This window comes from Agrobacterium sp. El2ro-1b (genome assembly GCF_048298475.1).
In the GTDB taxonomy this organism is placed as follows: domain Bacteria; phylum Pseudomonadota; class Alphaproteobacteria; order Rhizobiales; family Rhizobiaceae; genus Agrobacterium; species Agrobacterium fabrum.
Window position 1 is genome coordinate 1,491,628 of sequence record NZ_CP103458.1, and the last position, 14,373, is coordinate 1,506,000.

The window sequence follows — 14,373 nt, forward strand, 5'->3', positions numbered from 1 at the left end:
GGTCATGCTGCCGCCTTGGAAAAAGCATGATTGTCATTGGCGGCAGCGAACAGATCAGCCACCGGCTGTTCGTTCGTACCCAACGACGCGATGTTTTTCACCGCCTGACGGAAGTATGAAGGCTTGAGCTCGAAGCCGACACCCTTGCGGCCCATTTCGACGGCAGAATATACCTCGCTCCCGATCCCAAGAAACGGCGTAAGTACCGTCTCACCGGGCAAGCTCCAGAGATCAATGCAGCGTTCGATCACGTCCAGTTGCAGAGGCGAGATATGCTGTTCGTCCTGCTCATCGCGCGCCGATCGGTATTGCAGCGTGCGTGTCTGGCGAATGTCACTCCAAACCGGCGATGCGTAGCGCTGCCAGACAAATACGGAGCGCCACTGCTCGAAACTCCATGGCGTGCGACCATCGGCAATTGTCTCTGCGGCATGGCGGTCATAGGCCTCGCGGCTGATGTCCAGACTTTGGTCTCCCACCCACATGTCAAACATGCCATCGACCGGCACCAGATTGTCACCCGGCTTGCGGAACGAAACGATGTAGTCGGCAAGTCCCTGCCCGCTGATGCAGCTATCCTTCGTGATCTGCTTGTGCAGCAGGCGAATGGATTTGGTACGTTGCTGGGCGACGACCGGGTCTTTCCAGATGCAGACTTCGGAATGGAAGATCCAGCCGGCGTCCTCGTATGCGCGGATGATCTCGCCTCGGAAATCGCGCATGCCGATGAAGCCGTTGCGTCTCTTGCTCGTCGGCAGCTGCATGCAGTGAACGCTATGAATGCGTCCCGGTTTTGTGACGCGCAACAGTTCCTGGATAAGGAACGCGTAGTGCTCCCAGAACGCGCCGCCCTCATTGTTGCTGATGTCGCGGTCAAAGCTCGAAAACTTGTAGAGGCCTTCGAATGGCGGAGAATGGATGCCGAAATGCACGCTGTCGCCAGGGATGGCGCGAATGAGCTCGCACGAATCCCCCTCATAAATGGCGTAGTTGTCGGTGATCACTTGATTTACGGCGTTGATGTCAGCTGTCAGTGCCGCAGTGTTCTGTGCGTTCGTCATTATGCGGCACCTCCTAGCCATGATGGGATTTGCATCGGTATCTTTGGGTCGTAGCTGGCCTTTTCACGCGCTTGTGCGTTGATCGCCTGCTTGGTGATGTTGGCAGTGTGGAGCACCATCGCCGCGGCCATGCGGTCGGCGTCAGCCTCCTTGCGTTTGAGGTTGGCAACCACAGCTCCCTCCGTCTCCGCGGCGATAAAGTGGGCCGAGACTTCGTTAAGTTGGCCGAAGCGGTAGAAGCGGCGAACGGCCTGATAGATTTGCTCGAAGCTATCGTTGAGGCCGACGAAGCCAGTGTCTGCGCAGTGCTGCCAGTTCATGCCGAACCCAGCGATTGAAGGCTTGGTGACCAGAACGCGGATGCGACCTTCGCTGAAATCGATCAGCTTGCGCTCCTTCACCTCTTCCTTGTCTGAACCGCGCACTTCGACCGCGCCGGGAATAGCCTTGGTCAATGCCTCGCTCTCGGCGTTGAGGTTGCACCACCACACGAAAGGCCTGTCAGGTGGCGTCATCGCTGCCGCGAACGCTACGCGATCCTCTACGCTGTCTCGGCGAGCCTTGATGCGCTCTTGGAGCGTAGACGCACGGCCACCAACGAGATCGTCAGTCGACATGGGAGCGGTAACCGTGTGATGCATCTGATGGAGTGCCGGCAAGAGATAGGCGCCGTCGTCGTAGCCAAGATCGGAAGGCTTGCGCAGCATGACGGCCCATGACGCCATCCATCGCCAGAAGTCGTTCTCTGCGTGACCTTTCAGCCGCCACTTCTGTGTCTCTCCGCCGTCGTGCGTGAAGAACGTCGCGAGCATGTCGGAGTAGGACATGATGCCGAGAAACTCAGCGTGGTTTCCGAGCTCCATGAAATCATTTGGCGCCGGCGTAGCAGTCGCTGCCAGCCGGAACGGTATGTCGTGGCACGCCTCGACGAGTTCATTGCGGTAATGACCTGTCTCGGATTTCAGAATGCTGCTCTCGTCGAGAATGACGCCAGAAAACTGCGATAGATCGAAAGCATCGATCTTCTGATAATTCGTGACGTTGATGCCTGGGCCGACGTCTGAATGCGCGCGCACGTGTCTGGCGGGGATGCCGAACTTCTCGGCCTCACGAACCATCTGAGCCGCAACGGCGAGCGGCGCGAAGTGAAGTATATCGCCTTGTGTCGACGCACTGACGGCTTGCCCCCAAGCAAGCTCCATGAAGCTCTTACCAAGGCCAGTACCAGCGAAGAGCGCAGCACGGCCACGCTTGAGCGCCCATGTCACGATGTCGCGCTGAAACGGGAACAGCACCGATGGAAGATCTGGAATCTCGGTCAGACCCGTTGGCGGGTCTAGGATGGCCTTTCTCGCCAAGAACGCAGCATAGGCGTCCGCTTGCGCACATGGCGCAACGTTCATGTTCATATTGTCTCCTCAGACTGTGGTGTTCCCGCCGAAGCGGGACGCCGCGTTGGTGGCGCGGCGGGTGATGTGGTACTTATGTCTCTAATTTACGGAGGTCGCATGTTACTCAAGAAGTCAAATGTTTATCGCAGAGGCGGTAGCGGCGCCACGCAAGAGATAGACGCTGAATGCCATAATCCCGGAACCGGGGCAAAAGACATGGGTTTCGCGTTGAGTTTCGACATGGGAACAGCGGCCAAAAGAGAGAAGCTTGCCGTCTTCATTCACAACAGTGACTTCGCTCTTCTAGCGTCGTTGATGATTGAGGCCAATAGAGATGCCGCCATCCAGGCTTTCGGAAAAGCTCTGGCGAAGTCGAAACCGCAAGACTAAGCCACCCTCACCGACAGCTGCTCGCCCGCCTCACCCATCTTTGCCCCTGGCACGTCTGTGCCAGCCTTGAGAAGTTCGGCAATCGCCTTCTTGTCCGGCGCGGTGGTGATTTTCACGACGTAGGTGGGCAGCAACGCCTCATCCACGATCTCAACAGTCGCAGCCTTCTTGCCGATCGAAATCGTCGCCTCGGCCAGCGGCACGCGCGGCACGCCAGCGGTTTTGAGCAGCTTGAACATGAGGCCGCGCATCGCCTCTTTGCGGCGCTCGGCACGTGACTTTCGCGCCTGCAGATCGGAGATACGACCGGCCACGGCCTTTGCCAGGCTGTCGGCGTCCCTTTCCGAGTTCACGATACGTGTGAGGACGGCGTGGAAGTTGGTCTCGCCTTCCAGCATATCAGCGCGGAGTTCTTCGTCCGCATCGAGCTCGGGATAAGCCGCAAGCATATCGGCGAAAAGCGCTTCGAGGTTGGCGACGTCGGCGGCCAAATAGTTGTCGTTGGCGGATCTTCTCTCGCTCATTCGTATCTCCTCAATGTGGTGACGCCATTGGTGTGGCGCAGAGTTTGAAGCTAAACCGTTTTTACAAATTTGTCAAGTTTTCCATTGAGCGAGATTTTTATTAGGTGCGCGAAGTTGAAAAGATCCACAACTTCTCCTACGTATTTTTTGCAAGCAACTACAGGAGACTAAATTGGGGCTTAGGGACAATCTGAAGAACAAAATTATGGAGAAAGAAAAGGACGCCTCAGCGTCTGCTCAAGCTGCGGATGGCAATCATGCTGCGTTGATGAAGCAACTGCTTCAGACGGCTGAGGAATCAGTTTGCCGTCTGCTTTCCGAAGAAAATGTGCAGAAAATTATTGAGCTCCACCTCGACAATATCGGCGGATTGAGGGTGGCAACCGTCGGCTGTTATCACGATAAAGCGGTGATCTATCGAGACGTTGGTTCATCTGTACCAAAACAATATCCACTCAATGATATTGACTTCAAGATGAACTCAACGGTCGCGCCTCAAGTTGTGAATTCTGCGGGTGTGCAGCAGGCGATAGCATCCCTTAAAAAAGAAGGGGTCATCGTAAATGCTCAATATGACGTGAAGTCTGGGGTTGTTCTTGTATCGATCGACTATCGAGGCATCATTTGATTACATGGCGGGGCCCAGCCCCGCCTTTCCCTAAAAAGGCACGTCATCGTCCATCAACACCCGCCAATCTTCCTCTTCAACAGGCGCATTGTCATTCGCCGGTGACACACGATTGTCGTTGGACGCACCGACGACATGGCCCACAACGTCCCAGTATTTCTGGCGCGGCTTGACCGTGATCTCCACCGTGTCTGCCAGCTCCGACTGACGCTCGATCCACTCCATGACCGTGCGCGGAAACGGCATCTTGCCACCATGCGCGCGCCAGTAGCGATCTGCCTTGGACTTCGGGAAGCCTTGGTGCTGAGGGCAGATCCACTCATTGATCGCGGTCATGCCGGACATGTAGCTGACCTTTACCGACGGCGGTTTGTCGCCTTTGCCTTCATGGAAGTAGAAGTTGCGTGAGGTGACTATTCGGGGTTCTGGCTCTGCCGTTGACATGATCGGCGTGTCTGCTGCGGTCGCTGTGATCTTCGGACTGTCGTCGATGTCGAACTCATACCCGCAGCAAGAGCAGGTACGCGCGGAGGCGTGCACCTTTTCGCCACAGCCGAAGCGTCCATTCTTGTCCTCGACGTCAAAGGGGCAAACCTTGACCGGAGCTTCGCCGTCGCCCTTGTTGGGCGTCTTTGGCTGCACCATGTCGACCGGCCCGTGCTTGTCGACGAGACCGGCGAAGTCCAGCACCAGGCACGATGGTTTCGGACCTGCCTTGATCGCCGCAATGCGATCCTGAGGCGTGTCCAACGGCATGCCGGGCGCATATATGACGCGCGTGCCGCGGCCCATCATCTGCACGTACAGCGAAACTGACAACGTTGGACGCAATGCAGCGATTAGGTCGACACCCTTGTGATTGAAGCCGGTGGTAAGGACAGAGTTGTTGGTCAGCGCGCGGATCTTGTAGGACTTGAAGTCTTCGATGATGCGCCTGCGTTCGTCCTTTGGCGTTTCGCCGCTGATCATCTCGCATGAGATGCCTCGCGAACGGATCTCATCACGAACGTGCTCGGCGTGCTCGACACCCGAGCAGAAGCAAAGCCACGACTTGCGGTCGTCGCCTTTGGCAACGATCTCATCAACAGCAGAACGCGTGACATCCATTTTGTCCACAGCGGCCTGCAACGCTGACTGCTTGTAGTCGCCACCCTGCCTTCCGACGCCCTTCATGTCGAACGTCGTGGCAGTAGCCTTGGACGAAAGCGGTGCAAGATATCCGTCGGCAACACCATCAGCGATCCCGTAGGTGTACACGATCTGGTCGAACAGACGATCGTCGCCCTCATCCAGCCGCCCGGTGTCCAGCCGGTAAGGTGTGGCGGTGAGCCCCAGGATCTTCATGTCTGGATTGATGGCACGCAGCGCCGCGATAAAGCGGCCGTACATCGTATTGCTGTTGGCAGGGATCAAATGGCACTCGTCCACCATCAGCACGTCGATATGCCCGATGAGCGCGGCTTTGCTGTGCACGGTCTGAATGCCCGCAAAGATGATCTGGCTGCGAGCATCACGGCGACCAAGGCCAGCAGAGAAGATCCCCGCTGGCGCAAAAGGCCAGATGCCAAGCAGCTCGAGGTAATTTTGCTCGATCAGTTCGGCGACATGGGTAGCGACAAGTATGCGCATGTCCGGCCAGCCTTCAACCAGCCTCTTGATGAGCGAAGCCATAAGCAGCGACTTGCCGCAGCCGGTCGCAAGATCAACGAGCGGATTGCCGGCCGTCGTTGACCAATAGTCGAAAACGGCGTTCTCTGCTTCTTCTTGGTAGTGGCGCAGTTGGAGCATACGAGATTCCAGACCTTGAGATAAACGATTGGATTGCAGGGTGGTCTGCACTGGCCGCTATTCTCGCGGCTGCTTTTGCTTTTTCGTCAGCCCGCCATGCAAAACGACAGGCGGACGCGGTCCTGGGTGACGTTGAGCCAGTATTCAGCGCCTATCAGTTGCCAGACGACGGTAGGAACTATCGCCACCGCGTCGCGATCGAGATTGTCAACCACAACAGGTTGCCGCTCTATGTCATGAGCATTACGCTTGAGTACCCTGATTGGGTGGTAGTCCACCGCGGAGCTGAAGAGGTCCGTGACATCATCGCGGCCCTCTACGACGTGATTATCGAGGGGAAGCGCGAGTACGTATTCGATGTGCCATTCCGCTTACCCGGTAGGTTCTCGAGCGATATGCCGGCAGTCAACACCAGTATTTTCAACGTGAGTTTTCCCGATAAAAACAAGCAGGGCGCCTTCGTGCTCGGGTTTCGAATTGGCTACCGGATGCACGGCTCAAAGGATGATCGCGTTGCTTTCGCTTCGGCCGGATTCGACGTCTTAGACTAACCCGCCTCCCGCAGCAGCCCAAGAACCCTCGCCCGCTCTTCGTTGACAATCTGGCGGACACGCTCTCTGGTGAGCCCGTGGTCGTTGCCAATGGCCTCCAGCGTCTCTCCCATAGCCCGGCGCATCAGCATCGTGCCGTTTCGGCCTTCCAGCAGGGAAACAACTCGCGATAGGTCGGTGCCCTCCTCCTGGTGAGGATCAGTAAAACCCGGCAGTTCTTCGAACGCCGAGAGGCTGCAGACCTCCGCAGAGCGCGACTTCGTGGAATTGGTGCGGACGAATTCCTGTGCAGTGCCTCGAACGCAAAGGACGGCCCAGGTCCAAAAGGTCTCAAGGCGGCATTCGCGATGACGGCGCAACATGACGACCATCGCCGACTGAAACAGCTCGTCAGCAGCGTCGTCGTTCTTGGTGATCTTTCGCGCCAGTCTTCGCAATGCCGGCTCGTAGGCCAACAGCTTGCGGTCGAACTCGGGACTGCGCGGATTGTTATCGTTGGCAGCAACAAGTGGCGTGCGTGCTACAGGCGGCATATTGGTCTCCTCGTGTGGTGTCGTTAGGCGTTGGTGGCGCCATCAATCCATGTCGTGCCGTCTCGCAGCACATAAGTGATCGTCTCGGCTTCCTCGTCGCAATCCGTCTGCTCGCCGGGCACGAGGGCCGGGATCGTCAGATGCGTAGGGCAGCCTTCCTTCTGCTCGTCGAACGAGATCGGCTTTGCCCATCGCGCGCATGACCAATGACCATCGCCGCCCATCTCCGGTGAAGAGTGGATGCACGACCGGCACGTGACGCGGGGCCATGCGCCCTCCTTGCAGGCAGGCTTGTGCTTGCAGAAGGTGCACTCAAACCAGTCTGCTGCCTCGTTGATACGGGATGGCGGCTCAGACGAATTGATGACGCGCTCCAATCGCGCCAGCAGGCGTAGGCAGAACTCCGGATCGTATTCGATGCGCTCGGCATAAAGCGTGTCGTCATCTTTGCAGCTGACGAGGTAGAGGCAGCGCGACAGACCGAACGCATGCATTCCCAACTGGCACTGGCCGTAGTGGAGTGGCTTCGCATCTTTGCAGCCTTCCTTAATAATCAGCTTCATGCCCTTGGCATTGCTTGATTTAAACTCAAGCAAATGCTCAGTCTTTGGTGCCTCAACAACGCCAATGGCCTTGCCGTCGCACTTGCCGCGCACGTGGCCCTGCACCAGCCTGATCTTGTCCTGCTGCCCGTAGACATCGACGCCGATGCGCTCAAGGTCGGCAACAAGCCGATCTTCTTCGATGTTGCCGGTTTCGAACAGGCGCAGCTGGCGGCCGTGATGCTTTTCGAGTGGCGATGCCCATCGAAATGCATACCAGAGCGCGCGATCGCATGGATTGTTGGCTTCGCCGACGGATATCCCGAGGCTATCCCATGATGATGCTGCAGCCTCGTAGGCTGCGTAAATGGCTCTGACCGTGCTGGATTCGGCGCGTGGTAGCGGGGCCATTATGCGGTCTCCAACAGGTTAACATTGTCGTTGGCGACAAGTCCGTGGTTTGGATGAAACCCAAAGCGAAGCTCAGCGGCCTCCCTAGCGGCTATCGCGTCTGCCTTGTCAGCGAAGTAACCTAGATGGTGGTTTTTCCCGCCGCACTTTATTCGCGCGTACCAGATGTTTCTCTGTCGAAACCAATAGACACCAATACGTCCGCTAGTGTTGTCGCTCGGCAGCGAGATGTTTTGACCGTTAGAAACGGAATCTGCGGCCCTTAGGTTTTTGATCCTGTTATCGGTCCTATCATGGTTGATATGATCGACTTGTTTCGGCCAATACCCGTAAACCATCGCGAAGATGATGCGGTGTACGAGCATCACATTCTTTTTTATGTTTACGTATAAGTACCCGGTGTTCAGAAGCGCCCCAACCTCCTTTTGAGCGAAGCGCTTGTTCCAAGCCAAGTATGTGCGATGAAGTTTAAAGTGCTCTGGCGTAGCATTTCGCCAGAACAACTTTCCCGTCTCAGAATCGTATCGGAACCGAAGACGCAGGTAATCAATGGTGATCTTCACGGCTACACACGCATTGGCATGCATACGCCAGTCCAGTTTGGCGCGGACGATGACTTAACGAGAGCCGGCGAGGCACCGTCTGCAAGGGCAAGCGTTGTAATGCCAGCGGGAATAGCATTGAGCATGTCACGAACGTACGCAGCGTTGAACCCGATTTCGACTGGTTCGCTTGAGTACTCTGCCTCGATCTCATCGATGGCATCACCGGCTTCGGACCTAACGGAGAGAGAAATGCCACCAGGGGTGACAGAGAATTTCACCGCACGTCCCTTTTCAGATGAGACGGTCGAAACGCGATCCGATGCCTTCATCAAGGCGTCACGATCAAAAGTAACTACCTTGGTGTTACATGCAGGCATTACTCGCCGATAATCTGGGAATGTTCCGTCAATCAGCTTTGACGTGATACGCACATCATCAGAGACGATGCGGATTTTCTGCAGGCTGATCGACACCTGCACTTTGCCCTTTGGCAGAAGGGCCACCGTTTTGCGTGGCACGATAACCGAAGGAAACTGCGTATCTAGCGGCAGGGCATTCAAGGCGAGGCGATGACCATCTGTTGCTACCGCTACAATGTCACCTTCGTGGCTGTGAATGAAAACACCCTGAAGAAAATAGCGCGTTTCCTCGGTCGAAATGGCGAACGACACTGGCGCGAACAATCCTGCCAGATCGATCTCGAATTCAGCGTCGAACTTGTCGTCGCCGAGCGTTGGGAAGTCACCTGCTGACAGCGTGGCAAGAGAAAAGCGCGACCGTCCGGACTTCACCAGAAGCTTGTCACCATCCAGTGTCATGGTGATGTCGCCGGTTGCCTTGCGTGCGATGTCGTTGAGCAGCTTCGCGCTGACGCAGATGTTGCCTGGCTTGCCGACCTCAGCAGGCACGCCTGCGGTGGCGATAATGTCGAGGTCAGTTGCAGTGATCGCAAGGCCCTCACCTGCGGCCGCAACTTGCACGCTCGACAGGATGGGAATGGTGGATCTTGCCTCGACGACCTTCGTTGTGGCCGCAAGCGCACGCGTCAGGTCTTCCTTGTGGATGACAAGGTGCATGGGTGTCTCCTCAATTGTGGTTAGCGGGCCGCTGGTGAGGCAGCCCGCGTTGGTGTGGGTTAGCGGAAAATAGCCCACCAGCAGACCGCGAAGGCGGCTGCACCAGCGGCACTTGCGAATGCGTCAGGGCAGCCCATTATTTTGCACCCCAGGGCCGGCGCGTCGTGCCGGCAGCCGCAGCGGCAGGCTTGTTGTCGTTGGTGGCTGCGGTGCGGCGGTTGTCGTTGGCTGCGGCTGGCTGAGGCGCAGGCTGGTTAGCGTCGATCGCCGGCGCCGGTACGTTGCCTTCGTCTTCGAAGAAGTACCGCTTGATTTCGGCGCGTGCGGCGTAGCCATTTTGCGCCTTTCCGAGGCCGACCTTTGCCGTGAACGCGAGGAAGTGAAGCTCTTCACTGTCCTCAACTGCCGAAACACCAACAGCGCGGCAGAGGCTGGCGAACTGCTTCTGTCCGATCTCCTGGGCTTGAGGGTTGGAATTTTCGAGATTGTAGGTCGTGAAGAGTTTGCGGCCCTTGAGGCTTTCGGGCTCGATGACGACCATCGTCGTCTTGAGAATGGTGCCGTTGCCTGCCTTCGTGGGGCCGACGTCGCTCGCCTCGATCTCGAGTTTGTAAATGCCGTTTGGAAGTTCGGCGTAGTCGTTCTGCTGTGTGTCGTGTGCGGTCGCATCAAATCTTTGACCAAGTCCTGCCATGCGTAGTCTCCTTGTGGTGTGGTGTGGTGTGGTGGTTAGCGGAGGTAGTAGCGGAAAGGTCCGCTACCGAATTGCGTCGATACCTGGTCGCGCCAGACATGAGTAAGCCAGACCCAGATCAACTGGCCGGAGCGCGTGCGAGCCTTTACGGGATGCCACGCGAACCACGATTCACCGCGGAACATGGTCATGCCGCCTCCTCTTCCTCGACAGCCGCGTGCGCCGTGTAGAAGTACTTCGATAGCTCGGCGAAGCCTTTGCCTTTCTTGAACGGGATGGACGGCGGCATGTTGAGGCGGTTCTTTGCTAGGAAGCCTGCGCGCTCATCGGTGAAGATGACGCGTTCAGAGCCAGACATGCCCTCGGCTTTCGCCTCTTTCTTGCCGAACCCTTTGTCGATCTGTTTGACCGAGGTGCGCTTGCTCATGAACAGGAGCGCGTCGCTCTTTTCCATGATGATGTCGGTGGCGCGATCCTGCAGCTTTGGCCGATACCGGTCGTAGGCGTCGACGAGAGGATCGTTGAACGACTTGACCTTGCTGTGCAGGATCTGGACGACGTGGACGCCAGCGCGGGACAGGGCACGAATGGCCGACATGTACTCAAGCCAGTCGTTATCAGCTTCCAGGTAGCCTTTACCAAAGGCGGTCGGAGAGCCCTTGTCGTTGCTGTCGATGGTGTCCCAGCCCATGCGCGCACAGGTAAAAGTCCAGACCATCTTTTCGAACGCATCCAAGCTATCGATGATGACAGTCTTGAAGGTGTGTTCTTCGGTGAGAAGGTGCTCGAAAGCATCCATCATCTCGTTGAAGTTTTCGATCTCAATCGACGGAACGTCGAGATCAACCGGCGTTTCTTCGCCGACGGTGTGCAAATAGATCGGATTGGGGAACTCCCCGGCGAGCGTGGTCTTGCCGATGCCCCCGATGCCATAAATGGCGAGAACAGGCGGTGTTTTGCGCTTGCTCGATCTCAGCTTGTCAAAGACTGACATTAAGCCTCCTCAGTGTGGTGGTGCGGTGAAAATGATGGCGGCGATGTAGGCGGCGGCTGCAAAGACAATGAGCCACCGCCAATGAGTGATCAGCGCGCGAACAGACGGCAAAACAGCCACCAGAAGGAGCCAAGCACGACAATCGCAACGACTGCGAACGGAAACAGCGTAATCAGGCCTATGGCCGCTGCTGCTGTAACGGCGGCGATTGCACCGCGCTTCAGGCCACGACAAACGTATTTGCGCGGCGTAGGCGTGACCGGCACGTGATCGAGCGGTGGTGCGGTGATGGATTCGGTGAACCAAGGGGACGTCATCAGAACGCTCCCAACCAAACACCTACGCCATGGATGATGCCGACAGGTGCGACGACGCAACCAAAGGCCAGCAGGATCCACGCACTTGCCTGAATACAGACATAGACGTGCGTCACCCAAGCGGCGACCGCGGCGACAACAGCGCTGAGCGGCACGAGCGTGATCAGCGTCGCGCCGAGGATTGCGAAAGAATCCTTCATAAAAAGTCTCCTCAATGATGTGGTGAAGTGCGGCTGGTTAGGCTGCTTGCTCGAAAGCTTCGACAGCTCGCTTTGCCGACAAGAGGTCAAGGCCAGCGACAGCCCGCAGCTCCTTGATCGCGTCGATCTTGAGGCCCAGCGCCGCCATGTTCTGCCACTTGTGGTCATAGACCGGCGCGGCTTCTTCATGCGTCGTGGTCAGCGTAAACACGCCGAACTGCTTGCCTTTGTATTTTGCCGCAAGGCGCTTGGCTTCCTTCTCGGCCGCGCCGGTGGACGCGTGAACGTGCGGCGTAGACGACGGCTTTGGATGGCCGTTTTCGATGAGGGCGACGATGGTGGTGGTGGGTGGAGCTGATGAATGTCGAACCGTCATCTCGCTTGGCCAAAACGGGAACTCTCGACCGTCATCCAGTTCCACCCTGAACCCCGCCGCGGCATTCGTCGGCGCTGTTTTGATGGTTCCAAAACTCCCGACGAAGTTGACGCGGTAGTTATCGTTTGCCGTGATCTCGACCCGATCGCCGACCTTGAACTTCGGCTGTTTGATCTTGAATGTGAAGGTCTTGCCGATGCAATCTTGAAGGATCCCGCCCAGCGTCTCGCTGTTGTCGTTGCTGGCCTTCGCCAGAGGCTCGTCGATCCATTCGGAGATGAGGTCGTCTTTGTGATCACCGTTCGAAATCGAGCCAACGAGGCCATTTTCAAGATAGTTCCACGAACCGTCAATCCGGTACGGACCGTCTGAACCATATGTGACTTTGAGGCGAACCGGCCCGACCTTCCGGCCGTCGCGCGTCTTGTAGAACTTGCCGGCCTCGATCCTGAGGGTGGCGGCAGAAGGTTCGAGGTTCGAGGCCTTCGCCCACCACTGTCCAGATTCAGTGAAATCCACATAGTACGTGTGGTCAATGGCGTCGTACCGGATGACTGTGCCGATCTCTCCGGTCTTCCCGTATCGACCGTGCCCGTTGTAATCTTCAGACTTGATCAGTCTAACTTCGTCACCCTTCTTAAACTCACCCATCACGCTGCTCCTTCCGTTGTTGTCTCGGCGGTCATTGCGCGCCGTTGTGTGAAGTCGACCTTGATGACGTTGGTGTCGTCATCCTCTTTCGCCGGCGGGTGGCCTTCCTGATCGTGCTCGATCTCGAAGCCGTGCCACCAGATCGTCGAGGCGCCGTCGGCAAGGCGCACCTGATACTCGCTGCCCCAGTTGCGGTCGCCGATGACGACGCCGGTCAGATGAGGATTTTGCCGGTTGCGGACCGGATCGCCGAAATTGAAGAATTCGCAGTCGCAGGTCATTCGAGACCCTCCGGCTTGATCATCCGCGGATATGCGAAAGGATGAGCGCAATTGTCGTCAGGGATGATGATTACAAACATATCATCACCAAGAGTGCTGATACCTGGCATGCCGCCGTTCTCAGCGACGATGTGCTCGCGCCGGATGGTGAAAACGTCAGCCGTAGGAAAGAACCCGCGGCCTTCGTATTTCCACTTCCCGCTCTCCTTGAAATACAGGTACGTGCAGTCCTCTTGCCGGGTCATGCCGCCACCCCACGCAGTGCGTAGTCATTGACCGCCTGCCCAGCCTGCAAGTCAGCATCGTCGATGTTGTCGTTCGCAGCGACGCGCGGCAGCGAAACTGGCATGAGGCCGGATAGCGTAGAGCAACCGCCGTTGTGCGGCGCCAAGTGCGTCACGCGGTCAGGGTTGTTGTCGTTGGCCGGGATGAAGGCGCGCTGCTTCTGCAGGCCGTATGTGCGCCGCAGCCGCTGGTATGCGGCCATGGGCTTGACGTTGTATCTGGCGGCGATATCTGCGACGCTCTCACCGTTTTCACGGCGCGCGTGCATATCCGCCAGCATAGTGCTGGTGATAAGCGTCATGTCGTCTCCTCTGGGTGGTGGCCGCCTTGTGGTTGACAAAGCGACAGGGTTGTGAAACTAAACTGTTTTTACAAATTTGTCAAGATTTCACCAAGGTGGATGCATGCCTGAAGTTAAGTCGCGCCTCCTGCAATCGATACTGAAAGAACAGAAGCGGAGAGCCGTAAAGGATCGCGCTGTCTACGAAGAACTAGGCGTGCCGCAGCAGACCTACAGCACCTGGAAGGCCGGCGTCATTCCAAGACCTAGGCAATTCCCGGCGATTGCCGCCTTCCTGGGTGTCTCCGAAGATGACGTGGCAGAGATGGCTCGCGAGGCGTCCGAAACCTCCCCCTCCATCACGCCCATTACAGTTGCCCGCACCTACGGCAAGATATCCGACCGCAAGGCTGGCAAGTTCAAGTTTGAACCCATCAATGACGGTCGCAAGCGTATCCCAGAAGGCCGTTACGCCATCGTCATCGATACCAAGGTTATGGAGCCTGTCTTCCACGTTGGCGTGAAAGCCTGGCTTGACCCTGCCCGATGGCCCGCCGTCGGTGACGACGTGCTTGCGCATTCGGGCGGCTTCGCCTGGATCGGGCGATTCGAAGGAATGAGCAACGGTGCGGTTCAGCTTAGCCGCTACGACGGATCGCAGCTTGAAGTGAAAAACGTGGAAGCTGTTCATGTCATCGTCCTTTCGGAGCGGGTGGTTACGGCATAACAGGTTGGCCGCCCGCAATGCCGCTTGACAATTCCTACAAATTTGTGTAGGAGATTGGCTGTCCGCTGTGGTGGCGGATATGGAACACGCGCTTTGATCCCGCCTTACGGCGAAGGTCTCCTCAGCGT

20 protein-coding genes are annotated in these 14,373 nt (G+C 57.2%); 4 read left to right on the plus strand and 16 right to left on the minus strand.

Annotation, left to right across the window (positions count from 1 at the left end; all coding sequences use genetic code 11):
- Positions 1 to 2 precede the first annotated feature (2 nt).
- Positions 3 to 1,061, minus strand: a complete 1,059-nt coding sequence (locus NYR50_RS07385; protein ID WP_418135498.1) for a DNA-methyltransferase — start codon at positions 1,059 to 1,061, stop codon at positions 3 to 5.
- Complete coding sequence (locus NYR50_RS07390) at positions 1,061 to 2,470, minus strand: helicase (RefSeq protein ID WP_418135499.1); 1,410 nt, start codon at positions 2,468 to 2,470, stop codon at positions 1,061 to 1,063. Before NYR50_RS07390 ends, NYR50_RS07385 begins: the two co-directional genes overlap by 1 nt.
- 99 nt (positions 2,471 to 2,569) lie before the next feature.
- Here NYR50_RS07390 and NYR50_RS07395 point away from each other — a divergent pair, with 99 nt between their 5' ends.
- Positions 2,570 to 2,842: a hypothetical protein gene (locus NYR50_RS07395; protein WP_112539695.1), complete on the plus strand. Its 273-nt coding sequence runs from the start codon at positions 2,570 to 2,572 to the stop codon at positions 2,840 to 2,842.
- Here NYR50_RS07395 and NYR50_RS07400 read toward each other — a convergent pair.
- A complete protein-coding gene (locus tag NYR50_RS07400) occupies positions 2,839 to 3,366 on the minus strand; it encodes a siphovirus Gp157 family protein (protein WP_418135500.1) in 528 nt (175 codons plus the stop codon). The genes NYR50_RS07395 and NYR50_RS07400 overlap by 4 nt on opposite strands.
- A gap of 205 nt (positions 3,367 to 3,571) precedes the next feature.
- On the opposite strand from NYR50_RS07400, the gene NYR50_RS07405 reads away from it, so the two are divergent.
- Positions 3,572 to 3,994: a hypothetical protein gene (locus NYR50_RS07405; RefSeq protein WP_418135501.1), complete on the plus strand. Its 423-nt coding sequence runs from the start codon at positions 3,572 to 3,574 to the stop codon at positions 3,992 to 3,994.
- A gap of 30 nt (positions 3,995 to 4,024) precedes the next feature.
- Here the strand turns inward: NYR50_RS07405 and NYR50_RS07410 are convergent, their stop codons facing one another.
- Entirely contained in the window at positions 4,025 to 5,833 is a 1,809-nt protein-coding gene (locus NYR50_RS07410) for a DEAD/DEAH box helicase (protein ID WP_418135502.1), read from the minus strand.
- Positions 5,834 to 6,018: 185 nt separating this feature from the next.
- Between NYR50_RS07410 and NYR50_RS07415 the strand changes: the two genes are divergently transcribed.
- Complete coding sequence (locus NYR50_RS07415) at positions 6,019 to 6,333, plus strand: hypothetical protein (RefSeq protein WP_418135504.1); 315 nt, start codon at positions 6,019 to 6,021, stop codon at positions 6,331 to 6,333.
- On the opposite strand, the gene NYR50_RS07420 is transcribed toward NYR50_RS07415, so the two are convergent.
- From NYR50_RS07420 to NYR50_RS07475, 12 genes are all read right to left on the minus strand, one after another.
- The gene (locus NYR50_RS07420) at positions 6,330 to 6,866 is read right to left on the minus strand and encodes a sigma-70 family RNA polymerase sigma factor (RefSeq protein WP_418135505.1); all 537 of its coding nucleotides are present in this window, start codon (positions 6,864 to 6,866) and stop codon (positions 6,330 to 6,332) included. The genes NYR50_RS07415 and NYR50_RS07420 overlap by 4 nt on opposite strands.
- Before the next feature lie 23 nt (positions 6,867 to 6,889).
- The gene (locus NYR50_RS07425; RefSeq protein ID WP_418135506.1) at positions 6,890 to 7,819 is read right to left on the minus strand and encodes an oxidoreductase; all 930 of its coding nucleotides are present in this window, start codon (positions 7,817 to 7,819) and stop codon (positions 6,890 to 6,892) included.
- Positions 7,819 to 8,406: an HNH endonuclease signature motif containing protein gene (locus tag NYR50_RS07430; protein WP_418135507.1), complete on the minus strand. Its 588-nt coding sequence runs from the start codon at positions 8,404 to 8,406 to the stop codon at positions 7,819 to 7,821. The genes NYR50_RS07425 and NYR50_RS07430 overlap by 1 nt, the downstream gene beginning before the upstream one ends.
- Positions 8,385 to 9,440, minus strand: a complete 1,056-nt coding sequence (gene dnaN / locus NYR50_RS07435; RefSeq protein WP_418135508.1) for a DNA polymerase III subunit beta — start codon at positions 9,438 to 9,440, stop codon at positions 8,385 to 8,387. Before dnaN ends, NYR50_RS07430 begins: the two co-directional genes overlap by 22 nt.
- A gap of 136 nt (positions 9,441 to 9,576) precedes the next feature.
- Positions 9,577 to 10,134, minus strand: a complete 558-nt coding sequence (locus NYR50_RS07440; RefSeq protein ID WP_418135509.1) for a DUF669 domain-containing protein — start codon at positions 10,132 to 10,134, stop codon at positions 9,577 to 9,579.
- A gap of 187 nt (positions 10,135 to 10,321) precedes the next feature.
- Entirely contained in the window at positions 10,322 to 11,128 is an 807-nt protein-coding gene (locus NYR50_RS07445) for an ATP-binding protein (RefSeq protein ID WP_418135510.1), read from the minus strand.
- Between the two features lie 89 nt (positions 11,129 to 11,217).
- Positions 11,218 to 11,445: a hypothetical protein gene (locus tag NYR50_RS07450; RefSeq protein WP_418135511.1), complete on the minus strand. Its 228-nt coding sequence runs from the start codon at positions 11,443 to 11,445 to the stop codon at positions 11,218 to 11,220.
- A complete protein-coding gene (locus NYR50_RS07455) occupies positions 11,445 to 11,645 on the minus strand; it encodes a hypothetical protein (protein WP_418135512.1) in 201 nt (66 codons plus the stop codon). The genes NYR50_RS07450 and NYR50_RS07455 overlap by 1 nt, the downstream gene beginning before the upstream one ends.
- A 37-nt stretch (positions 11,646 to 11,682) precedes the next feature.
- A complete protein-coding gene (locus NYR50_RS07460) occupies positions 11,683 to 12,672 on the minus strand; it encodes a hypothetical protein (RefSeq protein ID WP_418135513.1) in 990 nt (329 codons plus the stop codon).
- Positions 12,672 to 12,953, minus strand: coding sequence for a hypothetical protein (locus NYR50_RS07465; protein WP_418135514.1), 282 nt, complete (start codon positions 12,951 to 12,953; stop codon positions 12,672 to 12,674). The genes NYR50_RS07460 and NYR50_RS07465 overlap by 1 nt, the downstream gene beginning before the upstream one ends.
- Positions 12,950 to 13,198, minus strand: coding sequence for a hypothetical protein (locus NYR50_RS07470; protein WP_418135515.1), 249 nt, complete (start codon positions 13,196 to 13,198; stop codon positions 12,950 to 12,952). The genes NYR50_RS07465 and NYR50_RS07470 overlap by 4 nt, the downstream gene beginning before the upstream one ends.
- The gene (locus NYR50_RS07475; RefSeq protein ID WP_418135516.1) at positions 13,195 to 13,539 is read right to left on the minus strand and encodes a hypothetical protein; all 345 of its coding nucleotides are present in this window, start codon (positions 13,537 to 13,539) and stop codon (positions 13,195 to 13,197) included. Before NYR50_RS07475 ends, NYR50_RS07470 begins: the two co-directional genes overlap by 4 nt.
- 103 nt (positions 13,540 to 13,642) lie before the next feature.
- Here NYR50_RS07475 and NYR50_RS07480 point away from each other — a divergent pair, with 103 nt between their 5' ends.
- On the plus strand, positions 13,643 to 14,245 hold the full coding sequence (locus NYR50_RS07480; RefSeq protein WP_418135517.1) for a hypothetical protein: 603 nt from the start codon (positions 13,643 to 13,645) through the stop codon (positions 14,243 to 14,245).
- The last annotated feature ends 128 nt before the right edge of the window (positions 14,246 to 14,373 follow it).

Coding starts and splice junctions, on each gene's coding strand:
- NYR50_RS07395 (WP_112539695.1), top strand. CDS start 2,570: ATGTTACTCAAGAAGTCAAATGTTTATCGCAGAGGCGGTAGCGGCGCC.
- NYR50_RS07465 (WP_418135514.1), bottom strand. CDS start 12,953: ATGACCTGCGACTGCGAATTCTTCAATTTCGGCGATCCGGTCCGCAAC.
- dnaN (WP_418135508.1), bottom strand. CDS start 9,440: ATGCACCTTGTCATCCACAAGGAAGACCTGACGCGTGCGCTTGCGGCC.
- NYR50_RS07420 (WP_418135505.1), bottom strand. CDS start 6,866: ATGCCGCCTGTAGCACGCACGCCACTTGTTGCTGCCAACGATAACAAT.
- NYR50_RS07460 (WP_418135513.1), bottom strand. CDS start 12,672: ATGGGTGAGTTTAAGAAGGGTGACGAAGTTAGACTGATCAAGTCTGAA.
- NYR50_RS07445 (WP_418135510.1), bottom strand. CDS start 11,128: ATGTCAGTCTTTGACAAGCTGAGATCGAGCAAGCGCAAAACACCGCCT.
- NYR50_RS07405 (WP_418135501.1), top strand. CDS start 3,572: ATGGAGAAAGAAAAGGACGCCTCAGCGTCTGCTCAAGCTGCGGATGGC.
- NYR50_RS07455 (WP_418135512.1), bottom strand. CDS start 11,645: ATGAAGGATTCTTTCGCAATCCTCGGCGCGACGCTGATCACGCTCGTG.
- NYR50_RS07470 (WP_418135515.1), bottom strand. CDS start 13,198: ATGACCCGGCAAGAGGACTGCACGTACCTGTATTTCAAGGAGAGCGGG.
- NYR50_RS07450 (WP_418135511.1), bottom strand. CDS start 11,445: ATGACGTCCCCTTGGTTCACCGAATCCATCACCGCACCACCGCTCGAT.
- NYR50_RS07415 (WP_418135504.1), top strand. CDS start 6,019: ATGAGCATTACGCTTGAGTACCCTGATTGGGTGGTAGTCCACCGCGGA.
- NYR50_RS07480 (WP_418135517.1), top strand. CDS start 13,643: ATGCCTGAAGTTAAGTCGCGCCTCCTGCAATCGATACTGAAAGAACAG.
- NYR50_RS07430 (WP_418135507.1), bottom strand. CDS start 8,406: ATGCATGCCAATGCGTGTGTAGCCGTGAAGATCACCATTGATTACCTG.
- NYR50_RS07425 (WP_418135506.1), bottom strand. CDS start 7,819: ATGGCCCCGCTACCACGCGCCGAATCCAGCACGGTCAGAGCCATTTAC.
- NYR50_RS07390 (WP_418135499.1), bottom strand. CDS start 2,470: ATGAACATGAACGTTGCGCCATGTGCGCAAGCGGACGCCTATGCTGCG.
- NYR50_RS07385 (WP_418135498.1), bottom strand. CDS start 1,061: ATGACGAACGCACAGAACACTGCGGCACTGACAGCTGACATCAACGCC.
- NYR50_RS07400 (WP_418135500.1), bottom strand. CDS start 3,366: ATGAGCGAGAGAAGATCCGCCAACGACAACTATTTGGCCGCCGACGTC.
- NYR50_RS07475 (WP_418135516.1), bottom strand. CDS start 13,539: ATGACGCTTATCACCAGCACTATGCTGGCGGATATGCACGCGCGCCGT.
- NYR50_RS07440 (WP_418135509.1), bottom strand. CDS start 10,134: ATGGCAGGACTTGGTCAAAGATTTGATGCGACCGCACACGACACACAG.